Origin of the sequence: Hoyosella subflava DQS3-9A1, from assembly GCF_000214175.1 — a bacterium.
GTDB classification, from domain to species: domain Bacteria; phylum Actinomycetota; class Actinomycetes; order Mycobacteriales; family Mycobacteriaceae; genus Hoyosella; species Hoyosella subflava.
In genome coordinates this window covers 3,014,485-3,034,529 of record NC_015564.1, presented here as the reverse complement: position 1 = coordinate 3,034,529, position 20,045 = coordinate 3,014,485, and the positions used below count along the sequence as shown (strand labels likewise).

Here is a 20,045-nt window from a genome sequence, read left to right as displayed (position 1 = left end):
GGCGCGCCTACACGAGCGTCCGCCGCAGCCCGCTGGCCCTTTGTACCTGCCGGGCGACACCCGCCGCGACAGAGACGTCGGTACCGATGATCCGGACGTGGTGCCGTGCCCGAGTGATGGCGGTGTACAGGAGTTCGCGCGTCAGCAGCGCGGACGCGTCGTCAGGCAGAAGGACGCTGACAGTGTCGTACTGGCTGCCCTGACTGCGGTGAATTGTCATTGCGTACACCGTCTGTACCGCTGCAAGCTGGTTGGGGTGCAACAGAATCGGGTTCTCTCCGCGCTGGAACGCCGCCACCACCCCCTCGCCGTGCGCAACCACCACCCCGGTATCGCCGTTGTATACCTTCGCGTCATGATCGTTCTCCGTGACCAGCAGGGGCTGCCCTGGGTACCAGCGGAAGGGGTCGAGCCGTTCACCCGTGTCTGCACTGATCCAGTCCATGGCCTGCTGAGCCCATTGCCGGACACCGAACGGCCCATCACGGTGCGCACACAGCAGCCGATGCGATTCGAGTGTCTTCAATGCGCCGGGCACATCACCAGCCGTGGCGCGCGCGGTCAGCGCTGCGGAGGCGGCGACGATGTCATGACGGAGCGACGTGAGTTCACCAGGCGGGCAGAATGACACGTCGTCGAAGCTGGTGTGCAGAATTTCGAGAACGTCGTCAGCGCGGCCATCTCGCACCGCTGTTGCGAGTACGGAGATGTTGCCGCCAAACCTCCGGCCGCGGCTGAGCCGGATGACGCCCCGGTGCAAGCGCTGCTTCTCGAACGGGCTGAGAGCGGCTTCGTCAGGATCGTCGGTGGCGTCGAGGTCAGCGCGGATCAGCGGCTCGAGTTGCGGGCTGGGTGACGCGCCTGAGCTGGCTGGCCGGGCAACAAGGTCAGCAAGAACGGCCCCGGCTTCGACGGACGTCAACTGGTCGGGGTCGCCCACGAGCAGCAAGCGGGCGTCCGGCCGGACCGCTTCGAGGAGGCGGCACATCATCGTCAGCGACACCATCGACGTTTCGTCGAGCACCACCACGTCGTAAGGCAGCCGGTTGTACTCATCGTGCCGGAAGCGGTGCCGACTGCCGGGCCGCCAGCCGAGCAGCCGGTGCAAAGTCATCGCGGAGAGCCCTGCGGGGAGCCCGAGCGGAGCAGCCTGCTGATTGATCGATTCTTCAAGGCGCGCAGCAGCTTTGCCGGTCGGGGCGGCAAGTCCGACGCGCAGGCCTTCACCGTGCAGCGCATGCAGCACGGCGAGAATACGTGCGACGGTGTGGGTTTTACCCGTGCCGGGGCCTCCCGCTACGACGGTGGTCCAGTGTGTCGCCGCTAGTGCCGCGGCGATGCGCTGCCGGTCCGGCGGTGCAGTGGCGACGCCCTCCTCGGTGCGGAACAACCCGCCCAGGATGTTGGTGACCTGCGCGGCGTCAACCGTGGGATGGCTCAGCGCGCGCTGGTCAAGGATGCGGCGGATGGTTTGCTCTTGCTGGTAGTACCGCTCGAGATAGAGAAGTTCCCCTTCGGTTGTCGCGACGAGCCGCAGCGGCTGAAGTGGATACTCGGCGCTCCCGAGGAGGGGGCTTCGTTTCAGGGCTGCGCCAACGTCGGCGCTGTCCGGCCACGGCAGTCCGTCTAGATCAATTTCGGACTCGACAGTGACTTCCGAGAGCCGATTGAGGTCGACACACACGGAGCCGAGCCGCACCGCGCGCGTGGCGAGAGCTGCAGCGAGGAGCACGATCTCGGATGATTCGCCACCAAGCTTCTGCAGCCGCTGGGCGACGTGCACGTCCGCCGGAGCGAGGATGCCTGCCTCATTGAAGACGTGGAGTAAGCCCTGGGCGTTGAGAACGGTACTGACTGTCATGACCATGCCGCCGTGCCGGAGCGTTGTCGTGCCATTGCGAGCACCCGCGACGCGTGACCGGATGGTCCCCACGAATCTCGCGTATGTTCCAGTGCCTTGACACGCTGGGGCCTGTCCCAGGTGTGCTCGTCAAGGACAACAGCGGCCAGTTCCCGCACATCAGTGAGGGCGCGCACGCAGTGGAAATAGAGCATCCGCTCACGGTCAGCACCCGAGTCGGTCCCCGAGTCAGCCCCGGATTCGCCACGGTCCCGGTCATCTCGATCGGCCCAGTATCCCCGGTAAAACGACGCTTGCTGCTCCTCGGTGACGGGAGCGGAAGCGAGAACACCCCCGTGATCTATGAACATGAGGTCACGTTCTGGCGGCGTGAGTTCCGCGTCATCCCAGTCGAGGAGATACACCCCGTGCTCGTTCCAGACGATATTGCCCGCGTGAGCATCTGTGTGGCACAACACAGCCGGCGCCGCTCTGTCCTGCAGGCGGGCTCCGAGCATTTCTGAAATCGACGCTAGGTAGGCGATATCGCCGGCGTGTGTGGCCCATATAGCTGCGAGCGGTGTGACGAGCGAGTCCGTGACCGGACGCGCGAGGGCGGACCGCACGTCCGCGAGTTCGTCAAGGAGGCTGTGCGGTGTGAATGACACGGCGCGCAAACTCGCGCCGAGTTGTTCCGGTACGTGGGAGGAGTGGACGCGAGCGAGCAGACGACCGAACGCGCACCAGTGTTCCGTCGTCATCTCGGAGCCCGGTCGTCCCTCGATCCAGGGGATCACGCTCAACCGCTTACCCGACCGGATCGACCAGATTGACCCAGACCGCGTGAGGAGAGGGGCAGGTACGCCGTGGACGTTGTGCCGCGCAAGGTGTGCCTGGGCACTTAAGCCTGCCGTTGCGCCGCGACTCAGCTTGATGGCGTACCGTTCGCCGTCGTCGGCCGTGCCGCGCCAGGTCTGAGCGGTCGCGTCAGCACCTTCGGTGATGGCGGTGACTGCGTGCAGAGCCATGCCGAAGTCGTCCTCCACCCAGCTGCGGATAGTTGGCTCAGACATCCGTTTCAGCTCCTAAATCGCTCGCGGCCAGCATGTCTGAGAGTTGCACGACGAGCCTCGCAGGCGGCTTCCATTCGAAGACACCGTGGCCGGGTGGCGTGTCGGGTCCGATCATCCCGCGCACGAAGAGGTACTGAACAGTCCCTAGGTGAACTTCGGGTTCGTAGTGCGGCTGCCGCCAGCGCAGATAACGGTGCAGGGCAACGCAATACAGCAGGGCTTGGAGAGGATAGTGCGCGTGCAACATTTCCGCTGCCATGGCCTCGGGCGTGTAATGCCCGACTGTAAGGTCTCCTCTCCCAAGGCGGTTCGTTTTGTAATCCGCGACGATGTAGCGGGGCCCGGGGACGCGCAGGACCGCGTCAATACTGCCGGTGAGAAATCCCCGGAGCGGGGGAGCCTTCACAGTCGTCAGCACGCGGTGATACGAAGCGAGGGGATCGTCAGCAGGCACGTGGTTGTGCAGCAGGCGCGCGATCCGCTGCAGCGTGACCCGATCAGACACGGGTGTGTCCCCGCCGGCTAGCGGAAACTCGAAACTGAGTTCGGGAAGAAGGTCTCCCGGCCGGATGTCGGCGAGCGTTCCGTATCCGAGTGGTGTGGTCATCACCGCATGCAGCGCCGTCGCGAGAGCCGCAGGTTCGACCTCAGAATGCCGCCTGCGGATGGCGTCGCGACATCGATTGTGTAGTTCTGCGGGCAAGTCACCAGTAGACGTGTCGACCGTTTCGAGGATTTCGTGGACGAGGGTGCCGAATACTGCGCCCGACGGCAGGTCGTTCATCAGTGAGGGAGCACCACCACGGTCAGAAACCAGGTGCGGCTCTGCGTCAGGCTCATCGGAAATGACGGGTTCCTCTGGCTCGCTGCTCACCCCAGCTGGATCATGGGCTGTCGCAATCAAAGCCGAATACGAGGTGCGCCGCCATTTCGCGTCGAGCGACCGGTGAAACTCCGCCGCAGCGAGTTCCCGCACCGGCTCCGGTGCCGGCTCCCACGAGAGTGCAGGCCCGCCGCCCTTGCCTGCAGCTTCGACCGAAATATATTGCGCCGCAGCCCCGCCCCAATCCTCGAGGATCTGAGCGGCGATGTGATCTTCGGGCACTTTGGCTGGCAGTGCGGGCTCGGTACTATCTGAGCTCCGTCCCATCAGCAAGCGCTGTAGTGGCGCCGTCTCCGTTCCGTATGCTGGCGCCCACCAGAGCACGGCCTGGCACTGTGCGCGGGTCAGCGCGACATAGAGCAGGCGCAGTTCCTCGCCCGCATCTTCCCTGTTGCACCGTGTTCGGTGCCGAAAGAAGTCGGGGCTCTCCTTGCCGCCGATGTCGAGGATGCGGCGTCCGTCATCATCGTGCAGGAGAAGTGAAGACGGGTACGGGTCCTTCGCGCCGTCCCAGCCGTACGGCACGTAGACGATAGGAAACTGCAATCCTTTACTGCCGTGGATGGTGACGATCTGCACCGCGGCAGCCTCACTGTCGAGGCGCTGACTGCGGTCAGATCCGCCACCTGAGTTCGGGTCCTGAATGCGGCGAGTCAGCCATCGCGTCAGCGCTGACAGGCCGTACGAGTTTTCGAGCGCGGCCTCGTTCAGCAGTTGCGCGATGTGGCGGAGGTCGGTCAGATCACGCTCGCCTGATTCGTGGCTGAGCAGGCGGGCATCGAACCCCGTGTGAGCGGCGATCCGCTCGGAAACGGCGGCGAACCCGGCCGTGCTGAATAGTTCGGCCCACGCGCGGAGATGACCGCTCAGCCCCGCCATCGCTTCGTCGTCGAGTTGTTCCGGCCGGTAGCCCAGCAACGGGGTGAGCGCGGCTAGCCGCACGCGGCCGGGCCGGTGTGGCTGCTCCAGCGCATGCAGCAGCCACAGCCACTGCGTCGCGCTGGGTGTGGTGAACACGCTCGCTCCGCCAGCGAGAACGGAAGGGACCGCCAATCTGTCCAGCTCGTCGCGAATGTAGGGAATATGTGCCCATTTCCGGACGAGGATGGCGATGTCATTGGGAGCCACCGGCCGGTCTTCCGGCCCAAGCGACACTCGGCGGCCACTTCTGAGCAGACGCGCAACGTCCGCGGCGAGATCCCGCGCGACCCGGGCGCGTAGCCTGCCTATCGGTGGGAACCCGGTTCTGCCGAGCGGGCCAGACCCGGTCCTGGGCAGGTAGCGCAACCGCAGCGGAACGGTCTCCTCGATGCGGGACTTGGTGTGATGGGCAGTGACAGAACCGACGACGATATCCGCATGCCCGAGCGCGGCACGACCATAGAGGTGGTCGAGGGCGGCGATAAGTCCAGCATCGCTGCGCCAGTTCACACCGAGCTGCCGATGGTTGCTGGCCTGCCGTGCGGCGTCGAGGTAACTCAAGACTTCAGCGCCGCGGAAGGCGTAAATGGCCTGTTTAGGGTCACCCACGAGAATGAGCGTGGAGTGCCCGTGAAAAGCGCGCGAAAGAATCTCCCACTGGACGGGGTCGGTGTCCTGGAACTCATCGACGAGCACCAGCCGGTACTGTCGCCGGACGCGCTCGCAGGCAGTGTCACCGTGGACTTGGTCCGCCAACGTGTCGCGCAGCAGTATGAGCAGGTCATCGAAGGTCCGTATGCCCGCTATCCGCTTGCGGCGCTCGATCTCCCCCCGGGCGGCTTCGGCGAATGCAACGAGATGCCACGGCGCGCTTCCGTCGTCGGCGTTGAACGGTGCGAGGCGCGCCTGGCGGTCCCGTATCGCGGCGAGCGCGGCTGCGCGTGCGGCGGCAAGGGAAATCGGTGGGGCGGACTGACCTGCGTAGTGCTTCAGATAGAGGTCATCAATCACCTCGGCGGCGAGGTCATCGATGGATTCGGTGAACGTCACGTGCGGCTCATGCTCACCGGCAAGTCCGAGGCTGTCGAGCATGCGCTGGCAGAAGCTGTGTGTGGTGGCGATCGTCGCCGCGTCGAAGTCGGAGAGGGCGTGCGTCAGCCGGTCGCGGCGCTCACGAACATCCTCCAATGTCCCGGTGGCGAGATGCCGGATCAGTGGGTCGTCATGCGCTGCTGCCGCGTGCGCGTCAGCGAGCGCGTATGCGGTTTCGGTCAGACGTTCCCGTGTGCGTTCGCGGAGTTCCTGTGTGGCCGCGCGGCTGAATGTCACGAGGAGCAATTCGGAAAGGCTGGCGCGGCCCTCAGCGACATACCGGGCGGCGAGTCCGACAATGGCGTAGGTCTTCCCCGTGCCCGCGCTGGCCTCAAGAACCGTCGTGCCGTCTGGGAGTGGGCCTGTGAGGTCGAACATCAGGGCGCCACCTGTGATTCATGATCAAGCAGCGGGAACCACAAGCGGCAGGCCAGCACTCCGAATCGGGTGGGATCGTCAGACCACGGTGCCTCATCAGTTTCTGGCGCCGCACTAGCAAGTGAGGCAAGCTGCGCTCCCGGCCCGTAGACGAACGAGTAGTGCTCGTCGGTGCCGTCGCCGAACCTACCGTCGAAAGCTTTGCTTGCTGCTTCGAGTGCCTCGTCAGGTGAACGGCCTGAGTGCCGCCGGTTTGCGTATTCCGCCGACGCGTTCTGCGCGATGGGCAGCGGTGCAGTGAGTCCGCGTTCGCGGAGCTCAACGAGTTTGCGCATCACAGAAATGGGATCCTCAGGTGCGCAGATCACCGACCGCCATGCGGGGCGCTGCCCCTGGCCGCGGCCTGTCGTAACAGCACGCCAGTCGCCTCGCTGCATACACGACAGGGCGACGAGCTGTACCCATGCGTGCAGACGATGTTTGGGACCGAGCTTGGAATAAATTGTGCGCGCCAGGGTTTCGCCGTGTACGCCGGAGACACTGCCGGTGACACGGCGCCCCTGTCCAAGATCGATGTCGATGTCAAAGGTCTGTGGCTGGCCTGAATGAAAACTGTGGGACGCCGCCGAGAGGATGTCGACGGTTGTGCTGATGTCGTCAAGTATCTGGGTGCCTAGGGCGAATGGCGGCAGTGTGCCTCGACGTAGCTCCGCGTTCCGGAAGTCGTCAATCGAGTGCCCGGACAGCACTGCATTGAGCATTCTGTCACCAATATTCCACTTCACCAGGTTGTCGAGTTCCGCACTGAACGCGTCGTCGATCTCATCCTCCGCGGAGGGCAGAACGACGCCGAGGCGCTGACGAAGAAATGCTTGTACCGGATGCGCCATGAAGTTGACGAGGTCGGAGAGATCTGTGATCGCGGTGTTCTCCGCTGCGCGGGGCAGTGGGCTGTCAAGGAACGGGCGGGCAGGCTTTGGCGGTTGCTGGCTGGCGCGAGCACCGGCGAGCGCATTCACGTCATAGCTGTGCGGCTCGGCGGGATCAAAGTTGCGAACATCGAAGGGTTGCAGGGGATGAGTGGTGACCGGGTTACTTCCCGCTAGAGCGGTAACCGCGTCTACGACCTCGCCGAGGGGGACAGCGGGTGGCCGTCGGTTGCCGGTCACTGGGTCGCAACCAGTGAAGAACAAAAGCAGCCGTTCCTGCGCGGCCATGAGTGCGTCGAGAAGGAGTTGGCGATCCTCACTGCGCGCGTCACGCTCGCCGATGCACGGCTCCCGGCTCAAAACATCGTCGCCATCGATTCCTGCGCCACGCGGGAACATGTCGTCGTCTAGCCCGAGAAGGATCACGACCCGGTGCGGTACCGATCGCATTGGCACCATCGTGCACACGGTGAGCTCCCCGGTGCGGAAGTTCGCGCGGGTGGGCCGCCCCGCGAGCAGACGCTCCAGCAGTACCCGGACGTCGGGCAAACGAAGTTCGGCTGAGCCGCTGTGTTGCGTCGCATCGCCCAGCGCGCTGCGTGCTTCACCCAGCTGCCACGCTTCCCCGGCCGGTACCTCGGTCAGGATATCGAGCGCATCGACAAGATCATGTGTCCACTGCCGGGCAGATTTCAGGCCCTGTAGCGACCGCAGCACGGTGTCGAGCCGGTCAGTCAGTTCAGCGAACCTGCCAGCGAGATCGATGTCACCGCTACCGATATCGTCGAGCGGAAGCGCCTTGTCAATCCAGGCAAGGCCGGACTCGTCCGCAGCTACACCCAAGAGGATCCGGTCGAGCCCCGTCGCGAACGTGTTCTGCGGGAACCCGCCAAGACGGAACCGGGCGCGCTGCTGGTCACCGAGTCCCCACCGGGCGCCAGATGCCACCGTCCATTCGCGAAGACGCTCGATATCCTCGTCCTTGAAACCGAAGGCGCGACGGACCGGACCGTTTGCGGCGAAATCGAGCATTTCGGATGCGGTGACGCGGCTAGCAGCAAGTTCGAGAAGTGCGGCTACCACATTGAGAAGGGGGTTGGTCTGCCGGAGGTTCCGGTCCGCGAGCCGCACACGTAACTGCTGCCCAGGGTGGGTCGCGATATCTTGCCCGAAGACAGCTCGGATGTGCGGCGCGAAGGTCTCCACATCGGGGCACATGACGAGAACGTCCCGGGGTTCGAGATCGGGCATATCCGAGAACAGGTGCAGCAGACATTCACGCAGAACTTCGACTTGCCGCGCGACACCGTGGCAGGAGTGGATTTCGATTGACGGGTCCACGTGTGCGAGTGGAGCGGGCGGCTCATCATCCTGAATCCCGGCCTGCAGGCGGCGCAGCGTGGTGCCGGGTGCACCGCTGTCCTCGTAATGCGCAACCTCGTCGCATAAAGGTTCAATGCGAAGCTGCAATTCGCGCACATCTCGAGAAAGACTGGCGAGCAGTGGATTCCGTATGCCAAGCACGCTGGTGTCAGTGGCACGCCTGGCACGCTGGGGTGCACCTCGAAGATGTTTCCACAGCGCGGGGCTGGGATGCGGTATCCAGACGTGTACGGCTCGGCCAGCGGAAAGCGCTTTGATGATGCGCAACTGTTCAGTTGTTAGGCGGGTGGGACCGAAGAAGGACAACCGTTCGGGCAGTGGTACACATTCCGGCGTATCGCGGATGCGTGCACACACCTCCGCAAGCCGTTCCGCTGGGCTCGGGTGACCGATATGCTTCCGCAGCTCCTGCCAAAGTTGAGGCTGCCAGTCGAGGTCGGCGTCGATGGGGGAACCGGCGCCATCGGTGCGGCGACCGACTGCCCAGTCGACGATCATGTCCGGCCGTTCTGTGCTGTACCGCCGGAACAAACCGGTCAGATGTGCTGCGGTCGCGTACCTGCGGCCAACTCGGAAGTCGTGGCGGCCGTCGGGGTGGTGGCCGAAGTGTCGCGCCAGGACCGTGCACCAAGGCTGGCCGACTGACGCGTCGAGGACATCGAGCAGGTGCCACACGACTCGCTCGTTCGCCCAGGGGTCATCGTCCGCCATCACACCGCTCGCCGCGGCGATAGCCTCATCGACGACTCGTGCAGGTGCGGGAAATTCGATGTTCGCGGCGATGCCGTCTGCACGATCAGGACCCCCGCCCGCCCCGAGAACCGTGGAAAGCCGCTGGCATAGCCAGCGCTCAACACCTTTCGCGGGGACCGAGATCACCTCGGCAGCGAACGGATCTGCGAGTGGCCGCCCAAGATGGCGCGCGAGTTCGGTCGCCAGCTGGGCTGCAGACCCAGCACGGTGGAGCTTCAGCACAGCGCCGACACTCCTTTCCACTTATCCTGCAAGCACAACCGTAACCACTGTGCGCCGCATCGTGTGTGTAGTTACGCCGTGTCGGCCGCACCATCTCCCGTGAGGAGTTGCTGGAGGTATTCGAGGTTGTTCCGGGTCCAGATCTGCTCGTATAGCTTGAGGATGCGTTCCCCGGATTGGTCCAGGACGTACATCCGCATGCCGTTCTTATCGGTGTGCCTCCCCGCAGAGTGCCACGCTGTCAGTCCCTTCGCGCGGTAGTGGTGATATTGCACCGCGCCTACCGCCGCGCGTGGAAGCCACCGCGGTGTGCGCCCGAAGCGAGCCACACCGAAGAAGTGTTCCGTTACGACGATCCTGGAGGTGAGCGCGTATATCCAGCACAAGGGAATGACAGTGACGAAAAATAGCCCGAGCGCCAGCATGAGCCAGTGGAGCCAGGTCATACGCGCACCGGCGAGCAGCGGCGCTAGCGGGGAGAAGAAGAACGGAACCGCGAGGAACAGCACTGGTATCGCGGCCAGCGCGTACTGTCCGTGCGCGGCTTTAAGCTCGATGGTGCTTGCCGGTGTGACGGCGGAAGGGGGAGGGGGCTGCATGCATTCTCCTTGGGTGGGTTACTGGATTAGATGCGCCGCACGCCCCTCCGGTTCCATCAGCCTCGTGATTGCCCGACACATCCAATGCTGGCGACCGTCTATCTGAGAAGTCGATCAAGGGGTATTCTTGTGATCTAGATCACTTGCTAACGCCGAGGTCGCAGGGTCCCAGCCAAGATTCGGAGGTGGCGAATGGCGCCAGGACCAGTTGCAGCGCACGATGTCGTGATCGTGGGAGGCGGCGGTGCTGGCTTGCGCGCGGCCATAGCAATCGCGGAATCTGATCCCAGCCTGAGCATCGCGATCGTGTCGAAGGTGTACCCCATGCGGAGTCACACGGTGTCGGCGGAAGGCGGTGCCGCCGCGGTCGCAGGTGACGATGACACGTTCGACGAACACGCGTACGACACCGTCTCAGGCAGCGACTGGCTCTGTGACCAGGATGCAGTGGAAGCGTTCGTGGTCGAAGCACGGCGTGAAATGCTGCAACTCGAGCACTGGGGGTGTCCGTGGAGCCGTCGCGACGATGGCCGGATAGCGGTGCGCGCTTTCGGCGGCATGAAGAAGAAGCGCACCTGGTTTGCGGCCGATAAAACCGGATTCCATCTGCTGCACACACTGTTTCAGACAGCGCTGTCCTACTCAGAGCTTGTGCGGTACGACGAATGGTTCGCGACGAAACTCCTCGTCGATGACGGCAAGGTCCGGGGGGTCGTCGCGATCGAACTCGCCACCGGCCGTACCGAAACGATTCTCGCGAAATCCGTCATTGTGTGTACCGGCGGGTGTGGCAGGGTGTTCCCCTTTACGACGAACGCAGCCATCAAAACAGGGGACGGAATGGCGCTCGCCTATCGGGCCGGGGCAGCGCTGAAGGACATGGAGTTCGTGCAGTACCACCCGACTGGCCTGCCGTTCACCGGGATTCTCATCACCGAAGCGACCCGCGCGGAAGGTGGATGGCTACTGAACAAGGACGGCTACCGGTACCTCCAGGATTATGACTTGGGGAAACCGACGCAGGAGCCCGTACTTCGCAGCATGGAACTCGGGCCGCGGGACAGGCTTTCCCAGGCGTTCGTTCATGAATTGGAGAAAGGCCGGACGGTCGAGACGCCCTCCGGTCCGGTTGTGCACTTGGACCTGCGGCACCTTGGCGAAGATCTGATCAATCTCAAACTCCCGTTCGTGCGCGAGTTGTGCACCAATTATCAGAACATCGATCCGGTGCATGAACTCATCCCGGTGCGCCCTGTCGTGCACTACATGATGGGCGGCATCCATACCGACATCAATGGCTACACGGGAATGCCTGGCCTATATGCGGCGGGTGAAGTCGCATGCGTCAGCATCAACGGCGCCAACCGGCTCGGCTCGAACTCGCTGCCTGAACTGCTGGTGTTCGGCGCGCGCGCGGGGGCCGCCGCAGCGGAATATGTCCACACGCAGGGGAGCAGCGGACCGGGGAGCGCGACAGCGGCGGTAGAGGCCCAGGGGCGTGATGAGCAGCAGCGCCTTGAGCGTGAACTCGCTGCACGTCAGGAGCCGAGCAAGTACCGGATCGCGGATATCCGCGTTGCCATGCAGGACACGATGGAGGCGGGCGCAGGGATTTACCGCGACGAAGCATCGATGCGCACGGCGGCGGACAGACTGAAAGAACTGCGTGAGCAGTTCGGGCACGCGGGCATCGACGACCATAGCCGCACCTTCAACACGGACCTCATCGCCAGCCTCGAACTCGATGGGATGCTTGACGTCGCGGAGTGCATCGTTGCGTCGGCGCTGCGCAGGGAGGAGTCCCGCGGCGCTCATCAGCGAACGGACTATCCGAAGCGTGATGACGAGCGCTACCTCGCGCATTCGGTCGTCAATCTCGACAGTGACGGCCCACGTGTGTCTTACCAGCCGGTGACGATCACCCGTTGGCCACCAGCGGAACGGGTGTATGGGAGGTGATGAACCGTGGCGGACACCATCACGGTGGAGGTCTTCCGCTTTCGGCCTGAGCAGGAGCCTGCCCCGGTTTTTGACAGTTACGATGTGCCGCTGCGCAAAGAGTGGGCGGTGCTCGACGCACTGAATCACATCAAAGACCAGATCGACGGCACACTGTCCTACCGATGGTCGTGCCGGATGGGTATCTGCGGCAGTTGCGGTATGACCGTCAACGGTGAACCGAAACTGTCATGCTCCGCGTTTCTCGTGGACTATGCGCCCGGTCCGGTTCGTGTCGAACCCCTGCAGAACTTCCCGGTAATCCGGGACTTAGTGGTCAACATCGACGATTTCATGGAGAAACTTCCCACCGTCAAGCCGTGGCTGGTGCGGAAGGCCGGGGAGTCACCGGAGGAGATCGAGGACACTGAGTTTCTGCAGACCCCCGAACAACTCGAGGACTACAAGAAATACAGCATGTGCATTAACTGCATGCTCTGCTATTCAGCGTGCCCGGTCTACGCGCTGGAACCCGAGTTTCTCGGGCCCGCCGTGATCGCACTGGGGCAACGGTACAACCTCGACTCGCGTGACGAAGGAGCCGAGGACCGCCGGGATGTTCTCGCCTCGGCCCAGGGTGCGTGGGCGTGCACTCTGGTCGGCGAGTGCAGCGTCGCATGCCCCAAGGGGGTTGACCCGGCCGGTGCAATCCAGCGCTACAAACTGACGGCCGCCTCGCAGGCCGTAAAAGATCTGCTGATGCCGTGGGGGAAGAAATGACTGCCCCGCAGGCGAGCAGTCAGTACCGGCCGTCGCTGCCGCTGCTGTGGTGGACGAAACGACGGACGTATTTCGTTTTCGCGATGCGTGAGCTGTCGTGCGTGTTCGTCGCGTGGTTCGTGGCGTTCATGGTGATGCTCATCCATGCGGTGGGGCAGGGGCCCGCCAGGTACGAGGATTTCCTCGACCTGGCGGGACGCCCCTGGGTGGTGGTGATCAACATCCTCGCCCTGGCGTTCCTCATCGTGCACGCGGTCACGTGGTTTCAGCTGGCCCCGAAGGCGATGGTCGTGAAAGCGGGACGGCAACAGGTGCCGCCTGCGGCGATCATGGGCGCCCATTTCGCGGGCTGGCTGATCATTTCGCTCATCGTTATGTGGGTGGTCCTGCGATGACTCTGCCAGTAGAGAATCGGCGTGCACGGTGGGAACCCATAGCGTGGCTGTTGTTCAGCGCGGGGGGCATGTCGGCTGCCCTCTTTCTTCCGGTGCTGGTGCTTCTGTTTGGCGTGCTGGCACCGCTCGGTGTCGTCTCACCTAGTCATGAACACCTGTACTCGGTGCTGAGCAACCCGCTGACGATGCTGGTGCTCTTTGGCGTTCTCTCGCTTTCTGCGTTCCATTGGGCCCACCGGTTCCGGCACATCATGAGTGACGGTTTCCGGTTGCGTCCGTTGGCAGGTGTCATCAGCATTGCCTGTTATGGAGTCGCCGCACTCGGAACGGTCGTGATAGGTGCCGTAATTTTGCAAGTGTGATTCGCGGCGCGCAGCAGGGTGCCCGAGGCGGTGGTAGTGGTTTCTGTCGGCGTTTCGAGGGCAGCGGATGCTCAGTGGGCCCGCATCGGCAACCTGTCGAGCACCTCCAACTACTCGGCAGCGAAGGCAGGCCTGCAGGGCTTCACGAGGTCAGTGGTCGCAAATTCCAGTCGCACGCACCGGGGAGCCGGAAGATGTCGCCGGTGGTCCCACCAACTGAAATCAGGAGTAACGATGAAGGTTTTTAACGGCGTTGCCGAACTCGAAGCAGCGGTGGGCACGCACCTCGGCTACAGCGACTGGCACACGATTACGCAAGAGCAAATCAATCTGTTCGCCGATGCGACAGGTGATCATCAGTGGATCCACGTCGACGCTGAAAGAGCTGCGCAAGGGCCATTCGGGTCGACGATCGCGCACGGGTATCTCACGTTGTCTCTCATCCCGAAACTGGTGTGGCAGGTCTACACCGTCGAGGGTGTCAAGATGGGAATCAACTATGGCGCCAACAAGGTTCGATTTCCCTCGTCGGTACCGGTCAACAGTAGAGTGCGCGCGGGCGTTGAGCTTCTCGGACTCACGAAGACGAGTATTGGCGTCCAGGTCAGTGCACGGGTCACGATCGAGATCAGCGGCGCTGACAAGCCCGCGTGCGTTGCCGAAACCTTGTCGGTAGTAGTGCCATGACCTCGCAGCGAGAGCGACCCACGTAAAGGCACCTGGGGACCCGCGGCCACTCGCCGCCCGCGAACACGAGTGAAAGACAGGGAAACAATGACTGACGATGTGCGGGGCGAACTGTCCGCTCGTGTAGAGAAGCTGATCTCCGACGCACCCCCTGACACGGTGGGTGAGGTGGAACACCTACGAGCCCGTTTCGACGCCGGGCTCGCCTGGGTGCACTTTCCCGAAAATCTAGGTGGACTGGGGATCCCGCGCTCCCACCAGCAGTTTGTTGACGACCTGCTCCGTGATCATGGCGCGAGCAGCGACCCCTCCCGGAACCCGATCGGCCTCGGGATGGCGGCTCCCACAATCCTCGCCTACGGTACCGATGAGCAGAAGCAACGTTTTCTGCGTCCGTTGTGGACTGGCGAGGAAATCTGGTGTCAGCTGTTCAGCGAGCCAGGCGCGGGCTCTGACCTAGCAGGAGTCGCCACTCGTGCGGTACGTGACGGCGCCGATTGGGTTGTGAATGGGCAGAAAGTGTGGACATCGAGTGCGCACGTCGCCCAGTGGGCGATTCTCGTCGCGCGCACCGACCCCTCGGTACCGAAACATTCTGGACTGACCTACTTTCTGTGCGACATGACGGATCCGGGTGTCGAGGTGCGACCACTCCGCCAGATCACCGGTGAAGCAGAGTTCAACGAGGTTTTCCTCACGAACGTCCGGATCCCGGATGCACATCGTCTCGGAAACGTCGGCCAGGGCTGGGAAGTGGCGAACGCGACGCTGATGAACGAACGTGTCGCGATCGGCGGAAACGCGAGGCCGCGTGAGGGTGGCATGATCGGAATCGTCTCGGAGCTGTGGCGCGCTCGCCCTGAGCTGCGGACACCGGACACACATGAGCAGCTCCTGCGGCTCTGGGTCGACGCGGAAGTGGCACGGCTCGCAGGGAATCGTCTGCGGCAAAAGCTGATAGCTGGTCAGCCCGGGCCCGAAGGGTCCGCGATGAAACTCACCTTCGCCCGCCTCAACCAGCAACTCAGCGGGCTCGAGGTCGAACTCCTCGGCGAAGGAGGGCTGCGCTACGACGATTGGACGATGCGCCGCCCTACGCACGTGAGCATGACCGGGCGCGACGCCGGCTACCGGTACCTTCGCGCGAAAGGCAACTCGATCGAGGGCGGAACGTCAGAAGTGTTGCGCAACATCGTTGCCGAACGTGTCCTCAAGTTGCCTTCGGAGCCGCGCTCGGACAAGAACATCCCCTGGAAGGAGCTGCCGCGATGAGCGCGGAACTCGATCTGCTCTACTCCGACGTTGAGGAAGCGCTGCGCGCGAGTGTTCGCAGCGCGTTGACCAAGCGGTGCGCACCCGACCAAGTCGCCGCGATATATGACACGGGCAGCACCACAGACACCGTGCTCTGGCATGTCCTCGCGTCAGATTTGGGTCTCGCGGCGCTTCTCATCGATGAGAAACACGGCGGTGCGGGTGCGAGTGCTCGTGAAGCCGCGGTGGTACTCGAAGAACTCGGTCGAGCGGTCGCGCCGGTACCGTTCCTGACCAGTTCGGTTATCACAACCACCGTGCTCGGGACGCTCGGTGCGGCGGACCTTCTCGAGAAGCTTGCATATGGGGAGATGACTGCGGCGCTGGTGCTGCCGTTCACCGCGCGGCCGGGCCGAATCACGACACCTGTTACGGCGTCAGACGCGGGCGAGCTTTCCGGGACTGTCACTAGCGTTGCGGGTGCGCTTGCGGCTGACGTTCTGATCGTCCCTGCTGCGGGGCCGGCAGGTCTGGAACTCTTCGAAGTGCCTGCTGATGCCGCGCGCATTACCGCTGTGACATCGCTGGACATGACCCGGCAGATCGCCGATGTTGAACTGACCGGGGTGACCGGGACACGACTCGCGGGCGGCGCTGAAGCGTCAAATTCGGTGCACGCGGGGCTGGAAACCGGTGCGGCGCTGCTAGCGTCCGAGCAACTCGGTATCGCTCAATGGTGCCTGGACGCCACAGTCGAGTACTTGAAGGTGCGTAAGCAGTTCGGGCGGGTGGTCGGCGGATTCCAGGCGCTGAAGCACCGTCTGGCGGATCTATATGTCATGGTCGAATCTGCCCGCGCGGCAGCACGGTACGCGGCAGCGGCCGCGGCCGCTGGACACCCGGATCGCGCCGTGGCAGCGTCACTGGCGCAAGCCTACTGTTCGGACGTCGCGGTGTTCGCTGCGGAGGAGTGCGTCCAGCTCCACGGTGGTATCGGCATGACGTGGGAGCATCCCGCGCACCTGTACCTTAAACGGGCTAAGGCCAGCCAGATCGGTTTGGGCACTCCGGGGATGCATCGCCAGCGGCTCGCTGAGCTTGTCGATCTGCCTACGGTTTAGGGGGAGTGCCCGGCAGGGAACGATCAGAATCTGAGCGGACCTCCGCCGGGTTTCGCCCGCGGTACCCGAGCATCCGCAACGCCAGGTCCCGGTAATGTGCCGCGATATTTCCCGGCGGATCGCGGCGATTTCACTGAGGTGCTCAGGGCTCAATGCGGCGAGTTCATAGCGCCTCACATTGGGCGGCCTACTCCTCCAGATCCTGCTCCAGATCCTGTTGTACGCGGTATTTCGCGTGTTGCCTTTCCCGGATGGGTCGCCCGGTGACGACATGATCTTCCCTGAGGGCTTTCACAAGGTTGAACATCGTGAAAAAGCCGATCAGGAAGAACGGCAACCCGATTACAGTGATCACCTGTTGTAACGCTGTTAGCCCGTCGGTGCCCGCAGCTGCAGCGAGGAGCGTCGCCGCCACAAGACCTTCAACGGAGGCCCAAAACACTCGCTGCCGGGTCGGACCCATACCGACATCACCTGTGCAGAGCATGTCAACGACAAGCGACGCAGAGTCTGACGACGTCGTAAAGAAGATCACCACGATGATGACTGAGATCGCGGCCACGAAGGTTGTGGCGGGGAAGTTCTCGAGGAAACTGAACAACGCCCCGGGAATGTCACCTTCGTCGACCACCTCCTGAACGAGGTTGCCGTCGCGGTTGCGCTCGATGTCAAAGGAGGACAGGCCGAACACGCTGAACCAGATGATGGTGAACGCGGTGGGGAGGCCGAGCACGCCACCGACAAATTGGCGGATTGTGCGGCCCCGCGAGATGCGCGCAATGAAGATGCCGACGAATGGCGCCCACGTGATGGTCCAGGCCCAGTAGAAGACCGTCCAGCTTCCCTGCCAGCCAGGGTTGACGTCGGCGGCGTCAGTCCAGAACGCGAGCGGCACGATCCATTTGAGGTAGGTGCCGGTGGTTTCGATGATGCCTTTGAGGAGGTACAGCGTGGACCCGGCGAAGAGGATGAATACCAGCAGTCCGACTGCCATGGTGATGTTGATGTTCGATAGCCGTTTGATGCCCTTGTCGAGGCCAGCGACAACAGAAGCGATGGCGATCAACGTGATCACGGTGATCAAGATGACTTGAACGAGTTTGCTTTCCGGGATCCCGAAAAGCGAGTTCAGTCCGGCATTGATTTGCAGAGTTCCCAGACCGATGGATGTCGCGACACCAAACAAAGTTCCCAGTACAGCGAGAATGTCGATGCTCTTCCCGATGGGCCCGTGGATCTTGTCTCCGAGCATCGGGTGAAAGATCGAACTGACGCGCATCGGCAGCCCGCGTTTATACACGAAATAGGCGAAGGCGAGCGCCGGCAAACAGAAGATCGTCCACGTGTGCAGCCCGAAGTGGTACAGCGTGAACGCCATTGCCTCTTCTTCGGCTGCGAGCGATTCGGGAACAACGTCCGCACGCGGGGGGTTCGCGTAGTGGCTGATCGGTTCCGCGACGCCCCAGAACATGAGAATCGTGCCGATGCCGGCTGCGAACAGCATCGCGAACCATGTGGCCGTGTTGTATTCGGGTTGTTCCTCATCGCCGCCGAGCTTGACGTGCCCGTATCTGCTAATCGCGATCCAGATCAGAAACAGCAGAAAGGACGTCACACCAAGGATGTAGAACCAGCCGAGGTTGGCGAGGATCCAGTCCTTCACGTTCTCGAAAACAGTGTCGACGGTGCTGGTGAACAAGATGGCGACGAGAACGAAACCAACCGTGATGGCTCCGGACACAAAGAAGATGATCGGATCTGTTCGCAGACCGAAGAGGTCGTGAAACTTCTTTAACATGATGCTTCTCCTGCCGTGACGTTCGGGAAGCTATCTCCGTGATCTTGCCACTCCCGGACCAGGCACGCGCGCTGAATGGCAGGGATCCGCTATTTTTTACGTCCGGTTTTGTGCGTATAAGGTCAGCGAACAGTGCCGTGCACGGAATCTGAACCGGGTGCCCTCCGCGAGCGGATCGCCATCAAGCGCCAGCGGAACGTCATCACCAATGATCGTGACGTTGAGCCGCGCGACACGGTCGCGGCGGTGCACGGGACTTTTGCCCAGCGTCCCGGTCAGGACAGCGTAGAGCGCGCGAAGATAGGACAGGCGCAGATCCGCGCGTATCCGTCGGACGTCGAGTTTGCCTTCAGCCAGGCTGGTGCGCCCGACGGGGATCCGGTCCGCGGGAGCATAACCGCCGTTACCGACGAACAGCAGCCGCAGCGTCGTCTTTCTGCCGTTGACGGTTGCTCGTAGAGGCGGCGACGTGGCGATTTCGCGGACCATCGCGGCGACCAGCGGAATCCATTTCCCGGCAATACGCTGCCACTTCTTACGAGTCTGGAGGGCCGACGGATAACCACCGATGCTCGCCGTATTGACGAATGTGATGGGTGTTCCGCCATCGACGGAGACGTCGGCGGTGTCAATGCAGTACGCGGAGCCGTCCTCAACGGCCGCGGCGACGACGTCGACGTCGATTGCGCCGGTGTCGAGGGCAAAGTGGTTCAGCGTCCCGCCGGGAAACACCGCAAGAGGCAGTCCGGTTTCCAGCGCAGCCGCGGTCACGGTGCGCACTGTTCCGTCGCCGCCGCACACGCCGAGCGCTTTCGGATCAGCGGACTGGATCAGCGTAACGAGCTCCGCCTGCGTCTCGGGAAGTGAATCACGAAGAGGTATTTCGCTGAACTTGGCGTCCGGCAGACGTTCGCGCAAAATCTCGAGCAGAGGCGACGCTCCTCGCCCAGACTCTGGGTTGTACAGAACGATCAGCCCGTCGCCTCTGGGGAGCGCGGGTGCGGGCGCGGTCTCCGCGGGAAGTGCCGGGTCATCGCTGGCGCTCGCCCACCAGCGCCGGGTTGCGAGTGCCGTCGCGCTGCCGACCGCGACCCCTGCAAGGACGTCGGTGGGCCAGTGCACGCCGGTGTGCACCCTCGAGTACGCGACGGCGGCCGCGATCGGGGCTACGACTAAGCCCGCCGACTTTGACTCGAGGAGTACGCCCGTGGCGTACGCGGCGGCCAGCGCGGAATGGCCGGACGGAAAGGACGATGAGCGCGGCACGTCGAAGGTTCGTCGGGCAAGCGGAACCGCGTCCGCAGGCGGACGATGGCGCGGGAAAGTCCACTTCAAAGCGGCATTCGCGAGAAGGCTGCTGAGCGAGACGGACACGAGCCCACGCACCGCGGCACGCCGGTAAGCACCGCCCGCACCGTAGAGGATCACGGATGTGCCTACCCACAGCATTCCCCGGTTGGCGGACCGGCTCAGCCCCGCCATCACAACGTCGACTGAAGAGGGCCCCCAGCGCGCGGTGCGCTTGACGAGATAGCGGTCTGCCGCTGTGACATGGAAGGCGGGCTGCATCTTCATAGGGTAGGCGTGAATAGAAACTTTGGTCAGCGGGTAACCCCATAAGGGACTTACGGAGGCGC

The 20,045-nt window shown here is 63.3% G+C and carries 14 protein-coding genes; 7 read left to right on the top strand and 7 right to left on the bottom strand.

All coding sequences use genetic code 11. The features are described from left to right. Nucleotides 1-7: 7 nt before the first annotated feature. From recD to AS9A_RS14240, 5 genes are all read right to left on the bottom strand, one after another. Nucleotides 8-1,861 (bottom strand): exodeoxyribonuclease V subunit alpha, encoded by a 1,854-nt coding sequence (recD, locus tag AS9A_RS14260; protein ID WP_013807761.1) that lies wholly within the window; start codon nucleotides 1,859-1,861, stop codon nucleotides 8-10. After that, nucleotides 1,858-2,913, bottom strand: coding sequence for a phosphotransferase enzyme family protein (locus tag AS9A_RS14255; RefSeq protein ID WP_013807760.1), 1,056 nt, complete (start codon nucleotides 2,911-2,913; stop codon nucleotides 1,858-1,860). The genes recD and AS9A_RS14255 overlap by 4 nt, the downstream gene beginning before the upstream one ends. Continuing rightward, nucleotides 2,906-6,187, bottom strand: coding sequence for a UvrD-helicase domain-containing protein (locus tag AS9A_RS14250; protein ID WP_013807759.1), 3,282 nt, complete (start codon nucleotides 6,185-6,187; stop codon nucleotides 2,906-2,908). Before AS9A_RS14250 ends, AS9A_RS14255 begins: the two co-directional genes overlap by 8 nt. Beyond that, nucleotides 6,187-9,474, bottom strand: a complete 3,288-nt coding sequence (recC, locus tag AS9A_RS14245; RefSeq protein WP_013807758.1) for an exodeoxyribonuclease V subunit gamma — start codon at nucleotides 9,472-9,474, stop codon at nucleotides 6,187-6,189. Before recC ends, AS9A_RS14250 begins: the two co-directional genes overlap by 1 nt. Nucleotides 9,475-9,545: 71 nt before the next feature. Next, a complete protein-coding gene (locus AS9A_RS14240) occupies nucleotides 9,546-10,073 on the bottom strand; it encodes a hypothetical protein (RefSeq protein ID WP_013807757.1) in 528 nt (175 codons plus the stop codon). A gap of 192 nt (nucleotides 10,074-10,265) precedes the next feature. On the opposite strand from AS9A_RS14240, the gene frdA reads away from it, so the two are divergent. From frdA to AS9A_RS14205, 7 genes are all read left to right on the top strand, one after another. Next, entirely contained in the window at nucleotides 10,266-12,032 is a 1,767-nt protein-coding gene (frdA, locus tag AS9A_RS14235) for a fumarate reductase (quinol) flavoprotein subunit (protein WP_013807756.1), read from the top strand. 6 nt (nucleotides 12,033-12,038) lie between these two features. Continuing rightward, the gene (gene sdhB / locus AS9A_RS14230; protein WP_013807755.1) at nucleotides 12,039-12,791 is read left to right on the top strand and encodes a succinate dehydrogenase iron-sulfur subunit; all 753 of its coding nucleotides are present in this window, start codon (nucleotides 12,039-12,041) and stop codon (nucleotides 12,789-12,791) included. Then, nucleotides 12,788-13,186: a hypothetical protein gene (locus AS9A_RS14225; RefSeq protein WP_013807754.1), complete on the top strand. Its 399-nt coding sequence runs from the start codon at nucleotides 12,788-12,790 to the stop codon at nucleotides 13,184-13,186. The genes sdhB and AS9A_RS14225 overlap by 4 nt, the downstream gene beginning before the upstream one ends. After that, nucleotides 13,183-13,548: a fumarate reductase subunit FrdD gene (gene frdD / locus AS9A_RS14220; protein WP_013807753.1), complete on the top strand. Its 366-nt coding sequence runs from the start codon at nucleotides 13,183-13,185 to the stop codon at nucleotides 13,546-13,548. The genes AS9A_RS14225 and frdD overlap by 4 nt, the downstream gene beginning before the upstream one ends. A gap of 234 nt (nucleotides 13,549-13,782) precedes the next feature. Then, a complete protein-coding gene (locus AS9A_RS14215) occupies nucleotides 13,783-14,235 on the top strand; it encodes a MaoC family dehydratase (RefSeq protein ID WP_041451103.1) in 453 nt (150 codons plus the stop codon). Nucleotides 14,236-14,322: 87 nt separating this feature from the next. Then, on the top strand, nucleotides 14,323-15,507 hold the full coding sequence (locus AS9A_RS14210) for an acyl-CoA dehydrogenase family protein (RefSeq protein WP_013807751.1): 1,185 nt from the start codon (nucleotides 14,323-14,325) through the stop codon (nucleotides 15,505-15,507). Beyond that, nucleotides 15,504-16,610 (top strand): acyl-CoA dehydrogenase family protein, encoded by a 1,107-nt coding sequence (locus AS9A_RS14205; protein ID WP_013807750.1) that lies wholly within the window; start codon nucleotides 15,504-15,506, stop codon nucleotides 16,608-16,610. The genes AS9A_RS14210 and AS9A_RS14205 overlap by 4 nt, the downstream gene beginning before the upstream one ends. Nucleotides 16,611-16,797: 187 nt before the next feature. On the opposite strand, the gene AS9A_RS14200 is transcribed toward AS9A_RS14205, so the two are convergent. Together AS9A_RS14200 and AS9A_RS14195 are read right to left on the bottom strand one after the other, a co-directional pair. Then, entirely contained in the window at nucleotides 16,798-18,408 is a 1,611-nt protein-coding gene (locus AS9A_RS14200; RefSeq protein WP_013807749.1) for a BCCT family transporter, read from the bottom strand. A gap of 96 nt (nucleotides 18,409-18,504) precedes the next feature. Beyond that, nucleotides 18,505-19,977, bottom strand: a complete 1,473-nt coding sequence (locus AS9A_RS14195; protein ID WP_148262604.1) for a bifunctional phosphatase PAP2/diacylglycerol kinase family protein — start codon at nucleotides 19,975-19,977, stop codon at nucleotides 18,505-18,507. Between the last annotated feature and the right edge of the window lie 68 nt (nucleotides 19,978-20,045).

Bases quoted from the DNA above. Each gene is read 5' to 3' on its own strand.
- recD (WP_013807761.1), bottom strand. From the start codon at position 1,861: ATGACAGTCAGTACCGTTCTCAACGCCCAGGGCTTACTCCACGTCTTC.
- AS9A_RS14255 (WP_013807760.1), bottom strand. From the start codon at position 2,913: ATGTCTGAGCCAACTATCCGCAGCTGGGTGGAGGACGACTTCGGCATG.
- AS9A_RS14250 (WP_013807759.1), bottom strand. From the start codon at position 6,187: ATGTTCGACCTCACAGGCCCACTCCCAGACGGCACGACGGTTCTTGAG.
- AS9A_RS14240 (WP_013807757.1), bottom strand. From the start codon at position 10,073: ATGCAGCCCCCTCCCCCTTCCGCCGTCACACCGGCAAGCACCATCGAG.
- frdA (WP_013807756.1), top strand. From the start codon at position 10,266: ATGGCGCCAGGACCAGTTGCAGCGCACGATGTCGTGATCGTGGGAGGC.
- AS9A_RS14225 (WP_013807754.1), top strand. From the start codon at position 12,788: ATGACTGCCCCGCAGGCGAGCAGTCAGTACCGGCCGTCGCTGCCGCTG.
- frdD (WP_013807753.1), top strand. From the start codon at position 13,183: ATGACTCTGCCAGTAGAGAATCGGCGTGCACGGTGGGAACCCATAGCG.
- AS9A_RS14215 (WP_041451103.1), top strand. From the start codon at position 13,783: ATGAAGGTTTTTAACGGCGTTGCCGAACTCGAAGCAGCGGTGGGCACG.
- AS9A_RS14210 (WP_013807751.1), top strand. From the start codon at position 14,323: ATGACTGACGATGTGCGGGGCGAACTGTCCGCTCGTGTAGAGAAGCTG.
- AS9A_RS14205 (WP_013807750.1), top strand. From the start codon at position 15,504: ATGAGCGCGGAACTCGATCTGCTCTACTCCGACGTTGAGGAAGCGCTG.
- AS9A_RS14200 (WP_013807749.1), bottom strand. From the start codon at position 18,408: ATGTTAAAGAAGTTTCACGACCTCTTCGGTCTGCGAACAGATCCGATC.
- AS9A_RS14195 (WP_148262604.1), bottom strand. From the start codon at position 19,977: ATGCAGCCCGCCTTCCATGTCACAGCGGCAGACCGCTATCTCGTCAAG.